The 19378-nt window shown below is 39.3% G+C and carries 18 protein-coding genes and 3 pseudogenes; 7 read left to right on the top strand and 14 right to left on the bottom strand.

Annotated elements, in window-relative coordinates; genetic code table 11:
* Positions 1 to 171: 171 nt before the first annotated feature.
* Positions 172 to 453 (top strand): annotated as a pseudogene (locus HNR31_RS10080) (acetone carboxylase subunit gamma); the annotation flags it as partial.
* A gap of 473 nt (positions 454 to 926) precedes the next feature.
* On the opposite strand, the gene ybaK reads toward HNR31_RS10080, so the two are convergent.
* The 3 genes and pseudogenes from ybaK to HNR31_RS10090 form a co-directional block, all read right to left on the bottom strand.
* Positions 927 to 1409, bottom strand: coding sequence for a Cys-tRNA(Pro) deacylase (gene ybaK / locus HNR31_RS10085; RefSeq protein WP_181556129.1), 483 nt, complete (start codon positions 1407 to 1409; stop codon positions 927 to 929).
* A gap of 391 nt (positions 1410 to 1800) precedes the next feature.
* Positions 1801 to 1919 (bottom strand): annotated as a pseudogene (locus HNR31_RS18715) (LLM class flavin-dependent oxidoreductase); the annotation flags it as partial.
* Between the two features lie 118 nt (positions 1920 to 2037).
* Positions 2038 to 2340 (bottom strand): ArsR/SmtB family transcription factor, encoded by a 303-nt coding sequence (locus HNR31_RS10090; protein WP_181556130.1) that lies wholly within the window; start codon positions 2338 to 2340, stop codon positions 2038 to 2040.
* Positions 2341 to 2696: 356 nt separating this feature from the next.
* Here HNR31_RS10090 and HNR31_RS10095 point away from each other — a divergent pair, with 356 nt between their 5' ends.
* Together HNR31_RS10095 and HNR31_RS10100 are read left to right on the top strand one after the other, a co-directional pair.
* Entirely contained in the window at positions 2697 to 3794 is a 1098-nt protein-coding gene (locus tag HNR31_RS10095; protein ID WP_181556131.1) for a carbohydrate kinase, read from the top strand.
* A 3-nt stretch (positions 3795 to 3797) separates the two neighbouring features.
* The gene (locus HNR31_RS10100) at positions 3798 to 4709 is read left to right on the top strand and encodes a pseudouridine-5'-phosphate glycosidase (protein ID WP_181556132.1); all 912 of its coding nucleotides are present in this window, start codon (positions 3798 to 3800) and stop codon (positions 4707 to 4709) included.
* A gap of 848 nt (positions 4710 to 5557) precedes the next feature.
* Here HNR31_RS10100 and HNR31_RS19290 read toward each other — a convergent pair.
* From HNR31_RS19290 to HNR31_RS10110, 3 genes and pseudogenes are all read right to left on the bottom strand, one after another.
* Positions 5558 to 5820, bottom strand: a pseudogene (locus HNR31_RS19290) (NAD(P)-binding oxidoreductase).
* Positions 5821 to 5843: 23 nt separating this feature from the next.
* Positions 5844 to 5978: a hypothetical protein gene (locus HNR31_RS18725; protein WP_258561053.1), complete on the bottom strand. Its 135-nt coding sequence runs from the start codon at positions 5976 to 5978 to the stop codon at positions 5844 to 5846.
* A 357-nt stretch (positions 5979 to 6335) separates the two neighbouring features.
* Positions 6336 to 6938: an NAD(P)H oxidoreductase gene (locus HNR31_RS10110; RefSeq protein ID WP_181556133.1), complete on the bottom strand. Its 603-nt coding sequence runs from the start codon at positions 6936 to 6938 to the stop codon at positions 6336 to 6338.
* 628 nt (positions 6939 to 7566) lie between these two features.
* On the opposite strand from HNR31_RS10110, the gene HNR31_RS10115 reads away from it, so the two are divergent.
* Entirely contained in the window at positions 7567 to 8148 is a 582-nt protein-coding gene (locus HNR31_RS10115; protein WP_181556134.1) for a beta-class carbonic anhydrase, read from the top strand.
* A gap of 528 nt (positions 8149 to 8676) precedes the next feature.
* Here the strand turns inward: HNR31_RS10115 and HNR31_RS10120 are convergent.
* From HNR31_RS10120 to HNR31_RS10130, 3 genes are all read right to left on the bottom strand, one after another.
* A complete protein-coding gene (locus HNR31_RS10120; protein WP_181556135.1) occupies positions 8677 to 9183 on the bottom strand; it encodes a GNAT family N-acetyltransferase in 507 nt (168 codons plus the stop codon).
* Positions 9184 to 9359: 176 nt separating this feature from the next.
* Positions 9360 to 10109, bottom strand: coding sequence for an oxygen-insensitive NADPH nitroreductase (gene nfsA / locus HNR31_RS10125; RefSeq protein WP_181556136.1), 750 nt, complete (start codon positions 10107 to 10109; stop codon positions 9360 to 9362).
* 1145 nt (positions 10110 to 11254) lie between these two features.
* Positions 11255 to 11479: a DUF4062 domain-containing protein gene (locus tag HNR31_RS10130; RefSeq protein ID WP_181556137.1), complete on the bottom strand. Its 225-nt coding sequence runs from the start codon at positions 11477 to 11479 to the stop codon at positions 11255 to 11257.
* 308 nt (positions 11480 to 11787) lie between these two features.
* Here HNR31_RS10130 and HNR31_RS10135 point away from each other — a divergent pair, with 308 nt between their 5' ends.
* A complete protein-coding gene (locus HNR31_RS10135) occupies positions 11788 to 12423 on the top strand; it encodes an FMN-dependent NADH-azoreductase (protein ID WP_181556138.1) in 636 nt (211 codons plus the stop codon).
* A 628-nt stretch (positions 12424 to 13051) separates the two neighbouring features.
* Here the strand turns inward: HNR31_RS10135 and HNR31_RS10140 are convergent.
* A complete protein-coding gene (locus HNR31_RS10140; RefSeq protein WP_181556139.1) occupies positions 13052 to 13906 on the bottom strand; it encodes an MBL fold metallo-hydrolase in 855 nt (284 codons plus the stop codon).
* A gap of 551 nt (positions 13907 to 14457) precedes the next feature.
* Entirely contained in the window at positions 14458 to 15291 is an 834-nt protein-coding gene (locus HNR31_RS10145; protein WP_181556140.1) for a pirin family protein, read from the bottom strand.
* A gap of 557 nt (positions 15292 to 15848) precedes the next feature.
* Here HNR31_RS10145 and HNR31_RS19130 point away from each other — a divergent pair.
* Together HNR31_RS19130 and HNR31_RS10150 are read left to right on the top strand one after the other, a co-directional pair.
* Entirely contained in the window at positions 15849 to 15980 is a 132-nt protein-coding gene (locus tag HNR31_RS19130) for an FMN-binding negative transcriptional regulator (RefSeq protein WP_309505674.1), read from the top strand.
* Positions 15981 to 16041: 61 nt separating this feature from the next.
* Positions 16042 to 16461: an FMN-binding negative transcriptional regulator gene (locus HNR31_RS10150; protein ID WP_309505675.1), complete on the top strand. Its 420-nt coding sequence runs from the start codon at positions 16042 to 16044 to the stop codon at positions 16459 to 16461.
* A 30-nt stretch (positions 16462 to 16491) separates the two neighbouring features.
* Here HNR31_RS10150 and HNR31_RS10155 read toward each other — a convergent pair whose 3' ends face one another.
* The 3 genes from HNR31_RS10155 to HNR31_RS10165 are packed head-to-tail and all read right to left on the bottom strand — an operon-like array spanning position 16492 to position 19173.
* Positions 16492 to 17472 (bottom strand): ABC transporter permease, encoded by a 981-nt coding sequence (locus tag HNR31_RS10155; RefSeq protein ID WP_181556141.1) that lies wholly within the window; start codon positions 17470 to 17472, stop codon positions 16492 to 16494.
* Positions 17465 to 18379 (bottom strand): ABC transporter ATP-binding protein, encoded by a 915-nt coding sequence (locus HNR31_RS10160; RefSeq protein ID WP_181556142.1) that lies wholly within the window; start codon positions 18377 to 18379, stop codon positions 17465 to 17467. The genes HNR31_RS10155 and HNR31_RS10160 overlap by 8 nt, the downstream gene beginning before the upstream one ends.
* Complete coding sequence (locus HNR31_RS10165; RefSeq protein WP_181556143.1) at positions 18376 to 19173, bottom strand: SGNH/GDSL hydrolase family protein; 798 nt, start codon at positions 19171 to 19173, stop codon at positions 18376 to 18378. Before HNR31_RS10165 ends, HNR31_RS10160 begins: the two co-directional genes overlap by 4 nt.
* Positions 19174 to 19378 lie beyond the last annotated feature (205 nt).

Consider the following 19378-nt stretch of genomic DNA (forward strand, 5'->3'; position numbering starts at 1 on the left):
ACGTTGGTATGGGTTTCATCGCTATTTACTGCATGTACAATTATGCATTATTATGCACGATTTTGAGTTTTTACTCTAGTTTTGCAACACCATCATATCTAAAAACGGTTCTAAAATTCTTTGATCATCTTTAGCACGACCTCTGCATCGTGCACTTTCTTTGCTCTCTTCATGAAGAACGATTGCGGACATGAATTCTGCAAGGCAAGTGATAACTGGAAACTTCATGAGTATATGTTCGTGATACTGAGGAAAAATTGACGGAGCTGTATCCAAAAATGCTGGCGCAAAATCCGGAATGGCAGATACTCCGCGAATACTACTGCCCTGGCTGTGCGACTCAGCTTGAGACAGAAGCGGTAACTCCTTGGTATCCGGTCATAAAAGATTTCGAACCTGATATCGATAGGTTCTTATAAGGAACGGCTGAAACGTCCGCCCCAAACGAAATAAATATGAACAGATGACGGCTTTTTACCTCCAGCTGTTTCATTTCATATCAAGAAGTGTAAGCATTTACCTCCCTGATGATGGAGATGCTGATGTCAACAAAGAAGGAACGATAATAGATCATGAGGAAACCACTATTTTATCGGTGGTTTCCTTTTTCGTTCTCTAATTTTACTCTACTGTTACATGTCGGCATAGCTGGCTATCCCTCCGTTATCTTTATAATTAAAGTATAACGTAAACGTCTCCCCTTCTTCCTCCAATCCAATCATAATTGTGTAGTTCAAACAAATCCCCTTTTCCTTCCCGCTTGGTGCTATGCTAAAGAATGGACACGATAAGATAAATAGCGAGAAAACTCTAGCTTAGACAGCCACTTTTCTATGATTAGTAAACCTATTCAGATTCGCACGGAGTGTTAAGACCAAATGCGGAATAAATTGGTTCGCGATTAAGCGTTTAATATACTCAAAAATTCATTGCTTTTTTACCACTTCTTGCAGCGCAGCTTCTGTTACGTTTTGTAAAGCTTCTACACTAAGTTCAATTAGCACACCGATTTTTCCGCCGCTGACGACGATATGCTCAAGTTGAGAAGCACTAGAATCAATAAAGGTCGGATAAAGTTTTTTCATGCCTATCGGTGAACACCCTCCGCGGATATAGCCCGTCAACTTTTGTATATCTGTCATCGGCACCAGCGCGATATTTTTCTCACCCGTTGCTTGCGCAGCTTTTTTCAAATCCAGCTCTGACTCCACAGGGATGACAAACACATAAATGTTTCCGCTGTTCCCCTGCGTTACTAATGTTTTATACACCGATTGAGGGTCTTTCCCAATTTTATTGGTAACAGAAATTCCATCGATTTTTCCATCTTGACTGTCGTAGGTAATGACATTGTAAGGAATCATTTTCTTATCAAGAACACGCATCGCATTGGTTTTTGCTTTTGACATTTTTCTCCCTCCATGTTCGTTTTAGATAAACCACATCTGCCGGTGTTATGTCAATAATACTTCATTTTGGGAGACGTTGTTTGGAAGTTTTGTTTCAACAAGATTTACATACACGATAATGGCTATTCGCTGCTGCCTTGTATTTATATGCCGTAATGAATCACAATCATGGCTCGAGAATGCGTCAATACTTCATTGGACTCGCATTAAGGCCGGTAGATTTTGCAAGGGATTGTGCTTACGTAAAACGCCCCCAAGACCGCCCATTCCGATCTCAGGGCTGATTATGCGTCCTTTTTATTTTTCGTAACTCTGCTTATGAGTCCGTGTGTTCCTCTGACAGCAATCGCAAATTTTTCAACATTTTCATTTTGAATTGCCAAATCCTTTATTGTTCAACGTTCATCTCCGGAATGCTGCCCTCGTACGATTCTATAGGAAAGAATAACCCAAAAGTCAGATGGTTTTCTTTAAACATGCATATCCTTTATGTTTATCAAATCGGTTCATCATCGTTCCTACGGATTTTCTATATTTATAAATATCTAGAATTATCAATATTAATAATATAAAAAAATTCAAGTTCAAAATGGTAATGACGCTTACGATCTAAGGCGAGGATTTAAACTTATAATTCCCTAGATAACAGTTCAATCAATTTTTTGATGTTCTCCTCATCTCTTTTATAATAAGTCCACTGCCCAACTCGTTTTGCTTTTATCAATCCGGCATTTTGCAGCATCGATAGGTAAAGGGACACTGTAGATTGAGATAATCCCACTTTTTTATGGATGTCGCTCACGCAAACTCTATCTTCGTGTATATCCCCGTGTTGCGGTTTTGGAAAGTGGATTTCAGGATTTTTTAACCACTTTATGATCTGCAGCCTCGTTTCATTGGACAAGGCTTTAAACACTTCCAAAAGTTCCATTGTTACCTCCAAGTTCGTCAATCAATCGTATTTTTTATATTACATTACTGTACTTGAGTAAATCAACTAACATAAATTAATTAATTCCCTAGTTAGATAAGATATGCAACCCAACTCCCCTATCAAGGAAATTCATGTATGAACATGATTAGCATATCACCAAGAAATCTACAATATTTTATCTTCTTTGGCGTGAATCAAGTTTTTACAAAATCCCTCTTCCAAAGAGATGGCTCTTTGCTTACGGAACATGCATATTTCTTTTAAGCGGAGACAAGTCTCTTTGACAGCTACAAAACATTTGTTTATTATATAGACAAATGTTTATAATTAAATGAATGCTGAGGTGCATTCTGATGAATGAGAAAGAAAAGTTAATATTAGAATTGATAAGAAAAAACCCATTTATTACACAAAGTAAACTGGCAGAGGAGCTTGATCTTTCACGGTCTGCGGTAGCCGGCTATATCTCCTCACTAACGAAACAAGGAAAGATTATTGGAAGAGCTTATGTGTTGCCCGAACCATCCAGAATTATGTGTATCGGCGGAGCAAATGTCGATCGCAAGGCACAAGCGCAATCTTCAGTCCAATTCGGCACCTCTAACCCTGTAACTATTACGCAATCATGTGGTGGGGTAGCAAGAAATGTCGCTGAAAATCTTGGCCGGCTTGGTAGTTCAGTTTCTCTCTTAACCGTTGTGGGAGATGATCAAGAAGGCGAATGGCTTCTTTCAATAACAAGTCCGTACGTTGATACGAGCCAAACAATGAAAGTAGAGAAAATGAACACAGGCACATACACGGCCGTACTGGATCATGATGGAGAAATGGTAATTGCGCTCGCTGATATGGCGATCTATGACACAGTCAGTCAAGATTTTATTCAAAAAAGATGGAGTCATATTTCATCTGCATCGATGGTTTTACTCGATACGAATTTTCCTAGTGATGTATTGCAAATGGTCATTGAGCGCTGCTATCAAGAAAAAATTCCTCTATGCATTGCACCCGTTTCTGCGCCAAAAGTGAAAAAATTGCCCGCAAATCTTAACGGTGTGACATGGCTCATCGCTAATAAAGACGAAGCGATGACATTAGCAGGTCTTGAGAGCGGGAATGTAGAAGAAGCATGTGAAAAAATCCTCACTCTCGGAGCGGAGAATGTCATTATTACTCAAGGAGAAAAAGGAATTGTATATAAAAATAAAAAAGGAGAACACGGGACAATATCTGCACCAAAGTTAAAAGTAATCGATGCAACGGGAGCAGGCGACTCGTTTACATCAGGTTTCCTATATGGCATGAACAACGGAGAATCATTTGAAAAAGCCTGCAAATTAGGAATGAGCTGTTCGATCATCGCTTTGCAAACGAAAGAGACAGTATGTACACAACTGAATGAACACCTATTAAATCAAACATATAAGCAATATTTTTCTGAGGAGGCCTAAACAATGAAACTTAAAGACGTACTTGTTTTTTCAGAAGAAGTAGCGAAAGCGATGGAAAATCGCCAACCGATTGTTGCGTTAGAATCAACGATTATTTCTCATGGGATGCCGTATCCACAAAATATACAAACAGCAAAAGAAGTGGAACATCTCATTCGTGAAAACGGCGCGGTTCCTGCAACAATTGCGATTTTAGATGGAAAAATACGAATTGGCTTAACAGATGATGAGCTTGAGTTTTTAGGAACAAGCAAAGACATTGAAAAAGTGAGCCGGAGAGATTTACCCTATATCATCGCAACAAAAAAGCATGGCGCAACTACCGTTGCCGCTACGATGATTTGTGCAAATATGGCGGGGATTCAAGTATTTGCGACAGGCGGAATTGGCGGCGTTCATCGCGGCGCCCAGCAAACCATGGACATCTCCGCTGACTTACAGGAACTAGCGCAAACAAATGTAGCGGTTGTATGCGCAGGAGCAAAATCAATTTTAGATTTAGGTCTTACGTTAGAATATCTCGAAACGAATGGTGTCCCGGTGATTGGCTATGGTACAGACACATTACCAGCCTTTTATTCGAGAATGAGCCCTTTCAAGGTCAATTACCGCATGGATACAGCTGAGGAAATTGCACAATTAATCAAAGCGAAATGGGGGCTTGGGTTAAACGGGGGACTTGTCATTGCCAATCCAATCCCAAAAGAGGATGAATTAGAAGAAGCATACATTACTTCTATCATTGAAGAAGCTCTAAAAGAAGCAGAGAAAAAACAGATCACTGGTAAAGCGGTCACGCCATTTTTACTCGATAAAGTAAAGACATTAACAGGAGGTAAAAGCCTAGAAGCCAATATCGCCTTGGTAAAAAACAATGCCATCCTTGCTGCGAACATTGCGGCTCACTTGCGATAATTATTGGATAGGTGCTTGTGACTACCGAACAAACCTCATGTATATTTAGAATAATATGCAGTAGACAACTGACAGAAAACATTATGTATGAATCTTCTCTTCTCAGATCCGAATGGAGACAATACCTTGCTTCTACTCTGCATGGGTGCAGCTTGGTTAGTTCAAATCAGTCTTTTAACATACCATTCTCATTTACAGGACAAGGTAAATCATACTGTCACTCGAGGTCGTTCGCCTCCGGCGTCACGGTCGATTCTCCTTCGATCCTAGAAGAGAGATTCATGTTCTTTGTAAAAGCTAAGCTGCTAATATGCGCTGGAATTGTTTCGAAGCCTTTACTCAGCCTGTCCCCCTGTCAATCAACAATAAAGCAATTGCTATTGAAAATATCTATATGAAACTATGGAACAACGATTCAGGATATCAATAAAAGCAATCAGTCCCTTCGCATTTTTTTATTTCGTAACGAAGGTGAATCTTTCCCTCTTAAAATATCAAAAGAGGTTGATATTGAGAAGAAGTAGCCGTTCGAAAAAACACACCAGTGTGAGACCGTGCCGTTAAAATGCCTGCTATGGCATGGGATCCGGGACGAAACTTTGGACAGCGTGATTTTGCCGCTACTGTCTAAAGAACGGAAAAAAGAGGCATTATGAAAATCAATAATATCTCTCTCTGACTGTGGGGATAGCTACTGAAGCAGAAAATCGGAATAAGGATAAAATCGTTCTCGTTAATTACTATCCCCTTACCTCAAAGAGCTTTGAGTGCATCCTGTATCGGTTGATTACCATTGAGGAGTTCAAACGTTTTGTTTTTGGCATTTTCAATATCAACACAAGACACAATTACTTGCGCCACATCTCCACATGGAATATTTCTTCAATGCTTTCAAAATGCTTAGCTATTTCGACTTTACCCGTCGGTGGTTCAAAGCTTAGAAACCCCGGACGAACAATGGTATATGTTAATCCGCTTTCTTCTAAGTATCTATCCGCTTCCCCTTTGATTTCAGGTAATGTGCAATTTTGGGTATAGCTTGTGGATCACCAGATCCATATGAACTAAGCATAACAAAATGAGCGATGCTTTCTTTCTTGGCAGCATCAATAAGGCGTTTTGCTCCTTCTTGGTCTAAATGGTTTTATCTGGACCCGTTTTTGAGCCGGATCCAGCAGCAAAATCACCACATCCTATACCTTTAACGGCACGAGAAACATCTTCTTCAAGATCAGCCACTATAGCTTCTTTGGCAACAAGCTGTTTCAATTTTTACGCTTGCGCTGCCTCTCTAATCATTGCATAAGCTTCATGACGATTACTTTGCCCAAGAAGCTCCACTATCAATCTACCCGTGTGACCGTTTGCACCTGCGATAAGGACTTTCATATTCCCATTCCTTTTTGTTCTAACCATAGATCCCTTTCGCTATGGAGATTGACTTTATACTGCCGTTACCATAGTTCCACAGTCGCATTCAAATGCAAGTTTTTACTTCCTCTGCACTGTGGGATGCGCACTTTACCGAAAGTCCCCCATACAATTATCCTGTATTGAACTATGAGTTCAATGTAATCAGGCGAAAAACTCATATCATCGTCCCGAATCTGTTTGACGCACGATTTATCATGATAATGAATGGCTATACGTATTCCCTAGCTCATACGCCCGATTAAGCAGACTGTCATAATGTTTTTTGATTTCATCTTCGTTTTCCATATCTTCAGCTAACGTATTATACAAAAATGCCACTTCAGACTGAGAAATGCCTGTATAGCCAGCTAAACCAACATTTAAATAATGGGAAATCATGGTATCAAAATTTCTCTTTTTAAGACTTTCCTCTGTCTCCCCGACAAGCGGAATCCACAATACCTTTTTGTGTGGAAGGCGCGCTCCTCCATAAGCAAAACCATAATTCCATGTGCGGTCTATATATCCTTTTGTAATGGCCGGTAACAAGTACCACCATAATGGAAATATGAACGCTAATCCGTCATTTCTCTTTAGCCTTTCCATTTCTGCCTGAACACGCAGGGAATATTTTTTATGAGGGTTGTCCCAATCAGGTTCATCTTGTTCATATACCAGTGGATTAAACTCTTCACCATATAAATCCGCTATTTCAACTTCATGTCCGGCATCTTTTAACCCTTGAACAAAACGTTCGGCAACGGCAAAAGTAAGGGAATCCCTTCGAGGATGCGAGACAATCGTTAGCACTCTCATGTAATCAGCTCCTAAACAGATTTTCAACAATTTTTTTGAGTAACTATCTTGAAATTTACCATTATCTTCATTCATAATCAAACGATTAAGATTCTTGCTCCAGTTGTCATATAACAAATTTAATTTCATCCGTTGGCTTCAGCTAAAACTCTCGTTTTGGGATGGTTTATCATTGAGAAGCAGTATGTCCATAACCGGATATCATATTATCCCCCTTCCGTTCCCCTGCTTCCTGTTCATCTAAATATAGGGCGGACAGAAGAGTAATCTTCAATTCTTTTTTACGACACCAACGTTACCTGTAGCAAGACTCTGTCCCTAGTTTCTAATCTGCCATGAGTAAAAAGCGTTTCCGAAAAATAATTCGCCCAACAACTCCACTGGGTTTACAAGTAGATGTCCCAATCTATGATAACAAAAACTTAATTAATTATATTAATCCCCCGTCCCCGTATATTTTTATAATCAGATACATCTCTGTCCAATTTCTGGAATAACACTAGATATAACTCAATAGAAAATAAAATACATGTGGAACAAGAGCTAATTGACGGCAAAAAAACGGAGTATTATAATCATAGCAAACCTATAAAATTTATAAGAATTATTTAAGGAAGGGTGGCGGAAAATGAGCGTTTTGAGCGAAGTGTTGGCCGCAAATGAGGTGTACTCTGCCAGTTTCGGGGACAAAGCAAATTTGCCGATGCCGCCGAAGCGTCGATTTGCGATTTTGACCTGCATGGACGCGCGTCTCGACCCAGCCAAGTTTGCCGGACTTGCGGAAGGTGATGCTCATGTGATCCGAAATGCAGGAGGCCGGGCAAGCGACGATGCGATTCGTTCCCTCGTCATCTCGTACAAGCTGTTGGGAACACGGGAATGGTTCGTGATTCATCATACCGATTGTGGTATGGAGACGTTTACCAATGAAATTATCCGTAATTTGCTCGCCAACAGCTTGGAAACAGCCAAGTTCGATGGACAAAATTGGCATGACGTGGGAAGAGGCCCCGGTTCCAGAGCAGGAGAATACATGGAATTCTTAACGATCAACAATCTTGAACAGAGCGTTATCGACGATGTCGAACGGATTCGCTCCCATCCTCTTGTTCCGAACAACATTGCGATCTACGGTTTTATTTACGACGTGAAAAACGGTCGTCTGATTGAAGTACCTGAAGCTAACCGTATTGGCCGGGCAACCACCTGATCATCCGCACTGCTGCTTGCCTTCATAAAACGAACTTCTTATTCGGTGTGGCATAAAAATGGACACGCGTTAAACAGAGAGAAGTAGCCGAGCCTATGCAGCTACTTCTCTCTGTTTAGGGTCTTCAGTCTCTTTAAATTCTTCATAATGATACATAGCCGATTGCTGAATGACTTTGTTTTCGGTTATAAAATCATTACGTGATAAAAAATCACTTTCTGCCATTTTTTATATTCAGACAAAAGATTAGGAATAGACTTGCATTTTTCACCATTAATCTCATTTTTGATATTAACGTGATTATATCTAAATTCTGGGCTTCCATCGTTGCTAAATATTCACTTACTATTTCCCTCGATTATGTAACAATCATTATATTTCCTTCTTGTGTCTGGTTATTGTAATTGATCAACGACATTCTCCCCTGTTAAATTTTTATAATCATGACAATTGCGACGATTAAAAGACGTGATTTCGTTTTTTAACTTAACTGCTCTTTAGTTGAAGAAACTTGTTACCACCAAAACATTATACAGATTTTTCAATCGAGTAAACGAGTGTCTCCCTACCGCGAATCAATGTTTCTTTTTCAAACGTCATACCCACTCGCTCAGCAACTCTGATAGATGGTGTGTTTAGTTTGTAAATCATCGAAATCAGTCTATTTAATTTAAGAACATTGAATCCGAAATCTCTTGATGCCTTCGCTGCCTCTGTTGCTAAACCTTTTCCCCAATGTTCGCGCACTAATAAATAGCCAATTTCCATTTCATGTTGTTCGTCAACAATCTGTGGGACAATCCCACACATTCCAACAAAATCGCCATTTTCCTTGAATTCACAAATCCACAAACCGGCACTATGTTTTTCGTAGTTATTCAGATTCCATTGAATCCATTTTTTTGCGTCTTCTCTGGTCTTTGTAGAAGGATAAAATCGCATGGCTATCGGATCAGAAAAAATTTTCATCAGATTATCTTCATCACGAAAATCCATTTTCCTTAATATTAATCGCTCTGTTTCAATGACAGTCATGCGTGAACACCTCTGCTTTTGCTTTTCGATACAAAACATTAAAAAGTTTATTCTTGATCACTTCATGACAACATGGACGAGAAGCTACTTGTTCTTTTTATAGACCTTTTTCTAAAAAATGATCATACATGACAGAAGAACTCCTTCTTCTGCCATGTATATCTGCCTTTCATGAGCTATTTTAAATTGAAACCTTTTCCTTCGACAAACTCCTTCATATACATTCGAACCTGTTTACTAAGCATGCTGGCCATTTGTCCGGTCCATGTGTCACGGCGTTCTCCGTTTGTACGTTTTTCATAATATGACGAAATCGTTTCATTATATTGATTTAGTTGGTATTCTAATTTGGAACGATCTTGTTCGTATGTTTCTTCATGGTAAACATGATGGAAAGGTAAGCGCGGTTTTTTATCAGGATTTTGCGCCGGATACCCTACTGCAATCCCGAACAACGGAATCACTCGTTTCGGAACTTTTAAGAGCTCACACACTTCGGGTAAGTTGTTCCGCAAACCGCCGATATAACAAGCTCCCAATCCCATTGACTCAGCCGCGATTACAGCATTTTGCGCTGCCAACGCCGTGTCAATGAGCGCAACCATAAACTTTTCGGTGCTTTCTAACGCCGCAGATACATCGGCGTTTTCCATTTCGCCGATAATCTCGTGGCGATGCAAATCTGCGCAAAATATAAAGAAATGACCATTGTTCTCCACATATGGCTGATTTCCCGCTAACTCAGCGAGCTTCCGTTTCGTCTCTTTATCTTTCACCCCGATGATGGAATATGCCTGAATAAAACTGGATGTGGAAGCTGCCTGGGCACACTCGACAATGGTACGAATTTGTTCATCGGATAGAGCGCGGTCTTCAAATCTTCGAATGGAACGGTGCTGTAAAATCGTTTCAATGACTTGATTCATTTCTTTCCCTCCTACACCAATAATGATAAAGTTTTTCTTTGTTATTCATCATAACAAAAAAGAAAAGGTCAAAAAATATTTAGCTTTCAAATATTGATAAAAATACACTACTCTTTTGACCGGAATCACTTTCGTCACCATTCATCTGCTTCTTGAGCACTCTTTACATAAAGTTGAACAAAATGATATTCTCCCTCGATTTCTTTCCTTCTTCAGATCGATGCCTAAACGATACCCGTAGGATGCGTTCAATACCATGGCTTGTCCTTCTTTGTAATGTAATTTTTTTAACAACTCTTCTTTTAATCATTTCTTTTCTGGTTATGAAACGATTCATTTAGAATTGCGGCTTTTAGTTTACGATAATTTTATTATGTTACCTTAATCTATTTTTTTCTTTTTAAAAGTTAGCGTTTAAATGCAATATTGCATTTCTTTCTATCCTAGTAACATAATCTATTCCATGGGCAAGCCAAAAGGGAAATGTTCATCATAAATTGTCATTTCCTTTTAGTTGGTGTAAAAAATCAAATATGTTGTAATTAACGCCCTCTACAATATCTCCTTCTTGATTCCTTGCTTTTGTTATCTTTACAGCTAACTCATTATGAATTGTAAACTCTTGATTACAAAAGATAATATCAGTGGTCCCCTGTTCGGTCTATCCCAAATGGAAAAACTCTTTGATTTCAGGGGTCATCAACCCATCATATTCTTTACACACCATCTGATTTCCCCTTTATTCATAAAGGGTAACCGCTCTACAATCCATTAATGCCCCTATTGCTTCTTGCTGGTACTTGGTGTTTGTCACATAACGATTGCATCTGACCATATTTGAACGCAAAAGTACCAGCAGTCTTCTCCAATTGGTAATTTGTCCGTTATGCAATAAGTTGATGAATTCAAGGGAAAGTCCATAAAAATCGCCGTATAACTACTTTTTTCGATTTCGGAACGAATATTGAAGTAGTGGAGGCTTTCTTTGAGTCGTGCTGAAAGATACCCCTTTATATTGGGAGAATTTCAACACCTAATGAGCATTTTTCAAAATATATGCCTTTTTGTTCGGCATCATACAGAAAATACCACACATAATGTTCAGCTGCTTGAGATGAATCTTTAATGGTTTCACGAATAAACTCCTACATCGAATCAGGCTCTTTTCTACGTTCACTCAAATGCTTCACTAGCGATTGTTTAATTTGTGGCCGTATTATTCGGACAGCATCCTGATAAATATATTGCATCGTATCTTCAAAGCGAATTGGTTCATGTCCCATATTTTTGAGCTCTTCAAATACAATTTTTCGTATAGGAGACAGAGAGTCTTGGGCGACAGAGCTGATAAAAATGGTCGTGTTATACACGATAGCACCGCCTCACCTCAAACTATTTTCTAAATATTATTATAACATAAATAAGAATATATGTTCGTTGTCATCGAGACAACAGTTATGAAATTACTTGATTCAACAGCTCTTCTATACGTATTCGCTGTAGAAAAAATTACCGTTTCATGGAGAATATATCACTTTACAAAAGTAAGTAAGTTACTTTATTATATTTATTGTTTAGAAGTACCCCTTCCTACCAAACACGTTGCAAAAGGTATGGTATTCGCTTTTTTGAAAAAAATAATGGATGATTTCATCAAACAAAGAAAGGGAGAATTACCATGGCAAAATTATTGTATATTACGGCGAATCCAAAAACGGAAAATGAATCGTTCAGCTTATCTGTCGGCCGAGCATTTTTAAATGCCTACAAACAACAAAACCCACAAGATGAAGTAGTGGAATTGGATCTTTATCAGACCGATATTCCGCACATCGATCAAGATGTGTTTAGCGGTTGGGGAAAACTCCAACAAGGACATGCTTTTGATCAGTTAAGCGCAGAGGAAAAACAAAAAGTCAGCCGCATTAACCAATTAACGGACCAGTTTATCGAAGCAGACAAATATGTATTTGTGACTCCTATGTGGAATTTTAGTTTTCCACCAAAAATGAAAGCGTATATTGATACAATTTGTATGGCAGGTAAAACATTTAAATATACGGAAAACGGACCTGTAGGGTTATTAACAGATAAAAAAGCGGTACATATCCAAGCCCGCGGAGGTATTTATTCCGAAGGTCCAATGAAAGACATGGAGTTTGGAGACCGTTATTTAAAAACTGTGCTCAGCTTCATCGGCATTACAAATGTTCAATCAATTATTGTAGAAGGAATGGCACAATTCCCAAATGAAGCAGAAAGCATTAAAGAAAAAGCAATTAAACAAGCAGAGGAAGTAGCGAAAAACTTCTAATTCGTTCACCACGTTTTACTTCGAGAAGGGGTATGGAAAACAGACACTTGAATTCATTGAAGAGAAAAAGAGTGACTGTAACAATTAACCAGTCACTCTTTCCTTTTTTGTATTTGTGTACTTATCGTTTGCTGGATTACTTTTTGTCATTGTTTCCTTGTAATGCCTTATGAAAGAAATACGAATACCTGCCCACTTAACTAACGTTTGAATAGGGATCGTAGATTGTATGCGACTTGTCTGTGATATCCGAACAATAAGCGACATACAAGAACTGCTTTACGCTTCTCTTCTTTTCGAAGGCGTTCGCTCTATTTTGTCTAGAATACATATAAGCACTCCTATTCGTTCTTTGACGCTTAACATATGAGGTTGGTAGCAAGAAGTTGCTGCCACCGTAAAACGTTGAACATAACCGTATATCTGTTGTAATATCTGTTGTATGGGGAAAAGAAAAGTACGAACGTCGGCTGCTTCAGCATGTCTCTTGCAGTCGATGCAGAGGTCAAGTGAAGGCAGGGGTGCTTGGCACGTTGATACTGCTGGATACTTACAAGCTCCCACTTCCACTCGTTACGAAGCCTCAATTAAGTAGTAGAGATAGTTGATGTTTGACTGACATCCAGGGCTACACCTCTACTATAAAGGTGTCATACGCTATTCTAATTTCCAGACCTTTTTTGTTTAGCTGCCTTTCCACTTCTTTTAGTTCATCAAAACTCAACCCGTTCATTTCTTCGATGTGTGTTAATACCGTTTTTTTAGCATTCAATTCTTTAATAATTTCGAGTGTTTCTGAAAAAGTCGCTTCCTCTTTTAGCACAGGGTGTCCAGAAGATATTAATCGTTCGCCTGTAAAAGGATGATATTCAAAAATGCCAATAGGTAAAACGGCAAGGTCAATACCTTGTAGTGTTTGAGGGGGCTTCCAGTTATGAAGTTCATCAAGTGCGATTAAAACTTTTTTCTCTTGCGTTTTTAATAAAAACGCATAAACGTAGGCTTCTGCCAGACGGAATGGCTGTATTTCTATCTCATTGATCCAAACGCTATCACCGTCTTTTATTTCATGAATTCGTATATATCCTTGTTCAGAAAAAAATTTAAGATGTTCTCCGCTTCCGAGACGATGATTGAAATCAACGGCTACTTGTTCAGGTAAATATACATTGGTTTGTCTATTTTTTGGTGGGTAGTTTCTCCAATCGGCATTGATAGATTCTAAAATTCTTCTTCCCATCACATGGTCAGGATGCCAATGAGAATAGAATACCGCGTTTATTTCGTTAATATTCGAACGATTGATTTGATAATATATATCTTCTGACGTATCAAGCAATATATTTGGTCCGTGCACAAATAAACCAGGACCTGAACGACTATACGGTACACCTTTTATTCTCGCTTCTTCACACACTCGACAACGACAGAGTGGGCGCGGGATGGTCATTGCCCCTCCTGTTCCAAGAAATTCAATCTTCAACCCTATCACTCTTTTCTTCTTGTAATAGTTTTATCTACTTTTTAACGATTATTATAATATTTCCCACAACATTTAATTGGCACTTAATTGTTGGACAATAAATTAGAGGAAGTACGAATAAGAGCCCAACTCATACTCCGAATAATCAATCTTCTATACAATTGAATAAATACCACTTTTTATTAAAAACATTTACCCTTGAAATACTATGCTTAATACCAATCACACGCCGATCATAACCTTCCCCATAAGCTCCTTGTCAACGCTACTAAACGATTCACTTAGATAGAAAATTCGCCAGACTTACTTCATTTCTTACCAGACGCGGAGCAAAGCGAATCGTTTTTGATAGTGCGCGGCGGAGAGATGCTGATCCTTTATGAAAAGATCTCCCTCTGTACAAAAATATTAGTTAGTAGATTTTTGCTACAGACTAAACAATGAAACGCGTTCCAACAAAGGAACGCATCTAATAAAGCTGCCCTGAAAGATGTTTATAAACCGGATAATAGAATCTTTTTAGCTGTTTAGGTAACTTCACTGGATATTGGCTATTCATCAAATTTCCCTGTTTGGTAATCGATCATCGCTTGACGGATTTCTTCCTGTGTATTCATGACAAACGGTCCGTATGCGACAACCGGTTCGTTAATCGGCTCACCTGCATACAGCAAGACGCGGAGTTTTTCTCTGGCAGTCATGGTGATTTCACTCTCTAGAGCTTCATCGGCTGAATCTAAAAATAATACTTGTCCAGCCCTTCCTTCCGTTTGATGAACACCAAAAGTCCCACTACCTTCCAGAATATAGAGAAAGCCATTATAACTCCCAGGCAAATCTTGCACAACACTCGCTCCGGATTCAAGTAAAATTTCTACCATGGTGACAGGCACGTGGTTAAGCGTCGGAGCTTGCACGCCTTTTGAAGAACCAGAAAACACACGAACGATGGCTCCTTCTTCTTTACGCACAGGCATGTCTTTGCCTTTTAAATTTTGATAACGCGGCTCTGTCATTTTTTTCGAGCGCGGCAAATTAATCCACAATTGCAAACTGTGCACCGTAGAACCGGGAGCCGGGTCTTCTTTATGAATAACACCCTTTCCGGCAGTCATCCATTGCACATCCCCCGGTCCGAGCTTTCCGTGTCCGGCTTTGTTGTCAAAATGCTCCAGTGTACCATCAATGACATATGTCACCGTTTCAATACCACGATGCGGATGAAAATCAAACGTTCCCCTTTGAAAAAAATCCTCCATTAACATTAAAAAAGGATCGTACTCTTTCCAGTTCCCAGGTTCTAACACAAATCCATTCCGATGAATTGAGCTGTTTGTTTGATACTGTACCGTTTTTATACGGCGAATGCCTCGTTGGTTTTGCATAGGACCTCCTAATAATGAATCGAATTTTATATAAGTTTATCATATATTTCCACCATTTTTGATGTCAAACAAGAGTTAAAACCATTTGTATTTGTGTAGATGTTCACGTTGCATACAAAATTTTATTTTATGCATCTCCTCGATCAATCGAGTTATAGATTCACAACTAGACTATTTATAAACCAGAGCAACAGCTCAAAATTATGCATAAATGCGCACGTAATAAATAGCGGTACGTGACTGCTCTAGTCCATCATTCTTTTATTAGTTGCAGTTGGGATTTTTTTATTTTGTATGGAAATAACATAGAAATTGTCGGCTGAACCAATATCAAACTTAACTAAAGGAGGCGTAGACCCTTTTGCCACGTACTGACCGATGGAAGGAAAAATGCACGATGCTGTCGCTAACAGCAAGCCACGGTACATCTTTCACGCCAGATGAATGACATGGGAAGGAACTCTATAAGAATCTAAGCGGCAAGGGCAAGCAGTTTTGCTGGTTCTATCGAGATATGACCTCGATATTTATAAGATTTTAGTAGCTAGGAAATAGTGATGTACATACCTAAAGCATTTGAAGTTCATGATCAAGAAAAATTATTCGATTTTATAAAAAACAATAGTTTCGGCATTTTGTGTTCTCAAAATGAGAATGGACCATTTGCGACCCATTTCTACTTGATGTAGACAAAGGCAAAAACGGTGTATTGCTGAGGCATATGGCAAAACACAATCTGCACTGGAATCATTGCATGGAAAAAAGGTTCTTGTCGTTTTCCCTGACCCCCATGCGTATATTTCAGCATCCTGTTATAACGAAAAAAATACTATCCCGACGTGGAATTATGTATCTGTTCACGTATATGGAACATTTACATTAATGGAGACAAAAGAGGAGCTAGTGACAGCCATAGAAAAGACAGTGAAAGTTTACGAATCATCGTTGCCTCATCCTTGGAATATGAATGCCCATGATCCATTTATAGATGGTTTGCTAAATGGCATTGTCGGTTTTGAAATCTCCATTAACGAAATAGAGGAGAAATGGAAGTTAAGTCAGAATCGTTCGATCCAAAGACAACATCGCGTGATCCATGGTTTAAAAACAACAAACCAATATCATTCGCAAGAAATTGCAAAAATGATGGAAGAAAATCTAAAAAGGTAAGCAAACAATATGCGCTTACCTTCTTGCCCCTTAATACACATCTCTTTTCGTAAACACAGCAAAAGAAACGACAAATCCAATGAAGCCCCAAACCGCCAGAACGGCCATAGAAAATCCGAGTGTCATTCCATTGATTGGCGGTGCTGTGCCGCTAATGTAATCAGTGAGGCGCAAATTGACCATAAACAAATATTTCGCTGACTCCCAAGAAGAGACCATGCTCGATAATATCGCCCCGGAAATGAGCGCTGCTAACATAATTCCCATCACAGCAGCTGTGCTTCTCATCAAAACTGAAAGCATGAATGTTAATGTACCGACAATAATAGAAACAAACCAAGCAAGTCCTAATTCGATAAGCAAATACTGCCATTGCGGAAGTAAATGAACGTTTGAAGTATTTAATTCTTCCCCGTTAATTGTAAATCCTGTTAATAATGGTAAATTCCATCCCTTGTATCCAAATACCGCTCCTGAGATAAGATAAGAGATGATCGTTACCGATAACAAAATAAATGAAATCGATAAAATCATGGCTATGTATTTGCTGAGTAAAATTCGCCACCTTTTTACAGGCCTTGTTAAAAGCAATTTGATGGTACCCCCGCTCGCTTCCGAAGACACTAAATCAGCAGCAATGACCATAACCATAAGCGGAAGAAACAAGTCAATGGAGTTTTCGATAAACATTCGCATAAAAGTTGGCGCGCCCGGCGCTGATGGATTAACATCATGATCTAAATAGTATTGCTGTTGCTGGAGACGAATTTGTAAATATTTCCTCCATTCGTCAGACAGACCGCTTGAATTTAATCGATTTTGTGCATCAATAATTTGTTGCTGAAGTTGAGTCCGCCAATCGTTGGTTCCTAGCCTCTCTTGCAAGTCTTGAACATGTTTAAATTGGGCATATGTAAAGAGAGCGACGAGAACGGCGATAATGGCAGCAATGATGAAAAGGCGCTTTTTTCGAACAATTTTTACCATTTCGTTGTGAACGAGATTAATCAATCGTCTCCCCTCCCGTCAGTTCGATAAATAAATCTTCTAGCGTCGGCAGTTTCGGTTGAATTTCGCTTACTTCCACCCCTGCTTGTACCAATTTCTCATTCCATTTTGGAAGCTGTTTTGCTTCATATGGGGTAATCAGCGTGCCACCTTGTACACTAATGACCACTGTTTCTTTCGATAAAATGTTTTTAGCGGTCTCAACAGGATTCACTTTCCAAGCAACACGTGCCTGCTCTTTTAAAAGATGTTCGACTGTATCAATTCGAATCATCTTCCCTTTGGACATAATCGCAACACGGTCACACATTAATTGAATTTCGCTTAACAAATGGGAAGATACTAACACGCTTAATCCTTCTGTCTCCGCTAAAAAGCGAATAAACTCACGCATTTCCCGAATCCCAACCGGATCTAATCCGTTCGTTGGTTCATCTAAAATCAAGATTTTCGGTTTCCCAAGTAGCGCCTGAGCAATACCAAGTCGTTGCCGCATCCCTAATGAATACGTTCTTACCCGATCGTGGATCCGATTTTGCAGCCCAACTAATTCAACAACTTCCACAATTCGCTCTTTGGGAATATCAGGTACCATTCGAGCAAAATGTTCAAGGTTTTCCCATCCGCTTAAATAAGGGTAAAGTTCCGGATTTTCGACGATGCAGCCAATATTTCGAATTGCTTTGGAAAATTGGCGATGTAGATCATACCCACATATAGAGATATGTCCGGATGTCGGCTTAATCAGTCCAACAAGCATACGAATGGTCGTCGTTTTTCCGGCACCATTTGGACCTAAAAACCCAAATACTTCCCCCTCGGTTAATTCAAACGAAAGACCTTTAATAATTTCTTTATTTCGAATCGTTTTTCGCAAATCTGTAACGACGAGGGTAGCGTTTTTTGTCATTTGCCTTCCTCCTTTGTGAGCGTAATCAAGGAAGCTACACGTTCACCAATTCGTTTGTATCCTTCTTTATTCGGATGAAATTTATCGCTATAAAGATAATCATTGACATGAAGTTCAAACAAATCAAACGTCGGAACAGCGATGATGTTTGGATAACGGGCGGCGATTTCCGCTGAGTCAAAATTCCACTGGCGCACAATCGCCGATGTTGTTTTGGCATCACGAAGATCGTTAAACGGATTGTAAAGACCGATGTAAAATACAATAGCCTGCGGATTGACCGTGCGAATCGTTTTGAAAATCGTATCTAAATTTTGAAGGTAATCGACTTTCGCTTTATTAATTCGGTCAATCGAAAAATGACTTAGCGTTTCCCCACCTTGAAACAAGTCGTTCCCGCCGATGGTCATCAAGATGACATCCGCTTGTTGGAGCTGTCGGCGCACCTCTATTTGTTGAAGCTGCTTGACTAATCCAGCGGATCGTTGTCCTTTAATGGCTAAATTCGCCATCGAAATAGGTTGCTTCGTTTTTCCCTTCAGTTCATCAAGTACATAGCCGACATACCCTTTCCCGCTTTCATCTCCCGTTCCCCGGGTCAATGAATCACCGAGCGCAACAAGATAGAACCTCTCCTTTTTGTCGTTTGCCGTTTCCCCCAAATGTGATTCCTTTACCGGAGATACAGCTCCGTGAAAAAATTGATCTTTGATTGTCATTCCTAATCCGGCAAGCCACAATCCGCTTGCAAGGATAGAGAGAATTGTGATGACCTTAACTGTAGTTACTTTCACGGTACCATCCTTTCTATCAGAGCCCATTTATTATTTACATCATACAACATCTGTCCGTATTAAGCACTTATAAAGAGCCGATGATAATGCAGGTCAACCATGATAAATGTTAAAAATGTGAAAAGCCCGCTCGGTATTTAAAAAGAGAGAAATGTACTGACTATTCAAAACGTCTAATGCTAAGCGGTTCCGTTTGGATGTTTTG

The organism is Thermaerobacillus caldiproteolyticus, from assembly GCF_013761245.1.
GTDB lineage: Bacteria > Bacillota > Bacilli > Bacillales > Anoxybacillaceae > Thermaerobacillus > Thermaerobacillus caldiproteolyticus.

Bases quoted from the DNA above. Each gene is read 5' to 3' on its own strand.
- ybaK (WP_181556129.1), bottom strand. From the start codon at position 1,409: ATGTCAAAAGCAAAAACCAATGCGATGCGTGTTCTTGATAAGAAAATG.
- HNR31_RS10090 (WP_181556130.1), bottom strand. From the start codon at position 2,340: ATGGAACTTTTGGAAGTGTTTAAAGCCTTGTCCAATGAAACGAGGCTG.
- HNR31_RS10095 (WP_181556131.1), top strand. From the start codon at position 2,697: ATGAATGAGAAAGAAAAGTTAATATTAGAATTGATAAGAAAAAACCCA.
- HNR31_RS10100 (WP_181556132.1), top strand. From the start codon at position 3,798: ATGAAACTTAAAGACGTACTTGTTTTTTCAGAAGAAGTAGCGAAAGCG.
- HNR31_RS10110 (WP_181556133.1), bottom strand. From the start codon at position 6,938: ATGAGAGTGCTAACGATTGTCTCGCATCCTCGAAGGGATTCCCTTACT.
- HNR31_RS10115 (WP_181556134.1), top strand. From the start codon at position 7,567: ATGAGCGTTTTGAGCGAAGTGTTGGCCGCAAATGAGGTGTACTCTGCC.
- HNR31_RS10120 (WP_181556135.1), bottom strand. From the start codon at position 9,183: ATGACTGTCATTGAAACAGAGCGATTAATATTAAGGAAAATGGATTTT.
- nfsA (WP_181556136.1), bottom strand. From the start codon at position 10,109: ATGAATCAAGTCATTGAAACGATTTTACAGCACCGTTCCATTCGAAGA.
- HNR31_RS10135 (WP_181556138.1), top strand. From the start codon at position 11,788: ATGGCAAAATTATTGTATATTACGGCGAATCCAAAAACGGAAAATGAA.
- HNR31_RS10145 (WP_181556140.1), bottom strand. From the start codon at position 15,291: ATGCAAAACCAACGAGGCATTCGCCGTATAAAAACGGTACAGTATCAA.
- HNR31_RS19130 (WP_309505674.1), top strand. From the start codon at position 15,849: ATGTACATACCTAAAGCATTTGAAGTTCATGATCAAGAAAAATTATTC.
- HNR31_RS10160 (WP_181556142.1), bottom strand. From the start codon at position 18,379: ATGACAAAAAACGCTACCCTCGTCGTTACAGATTTGCGAAAAACGATT.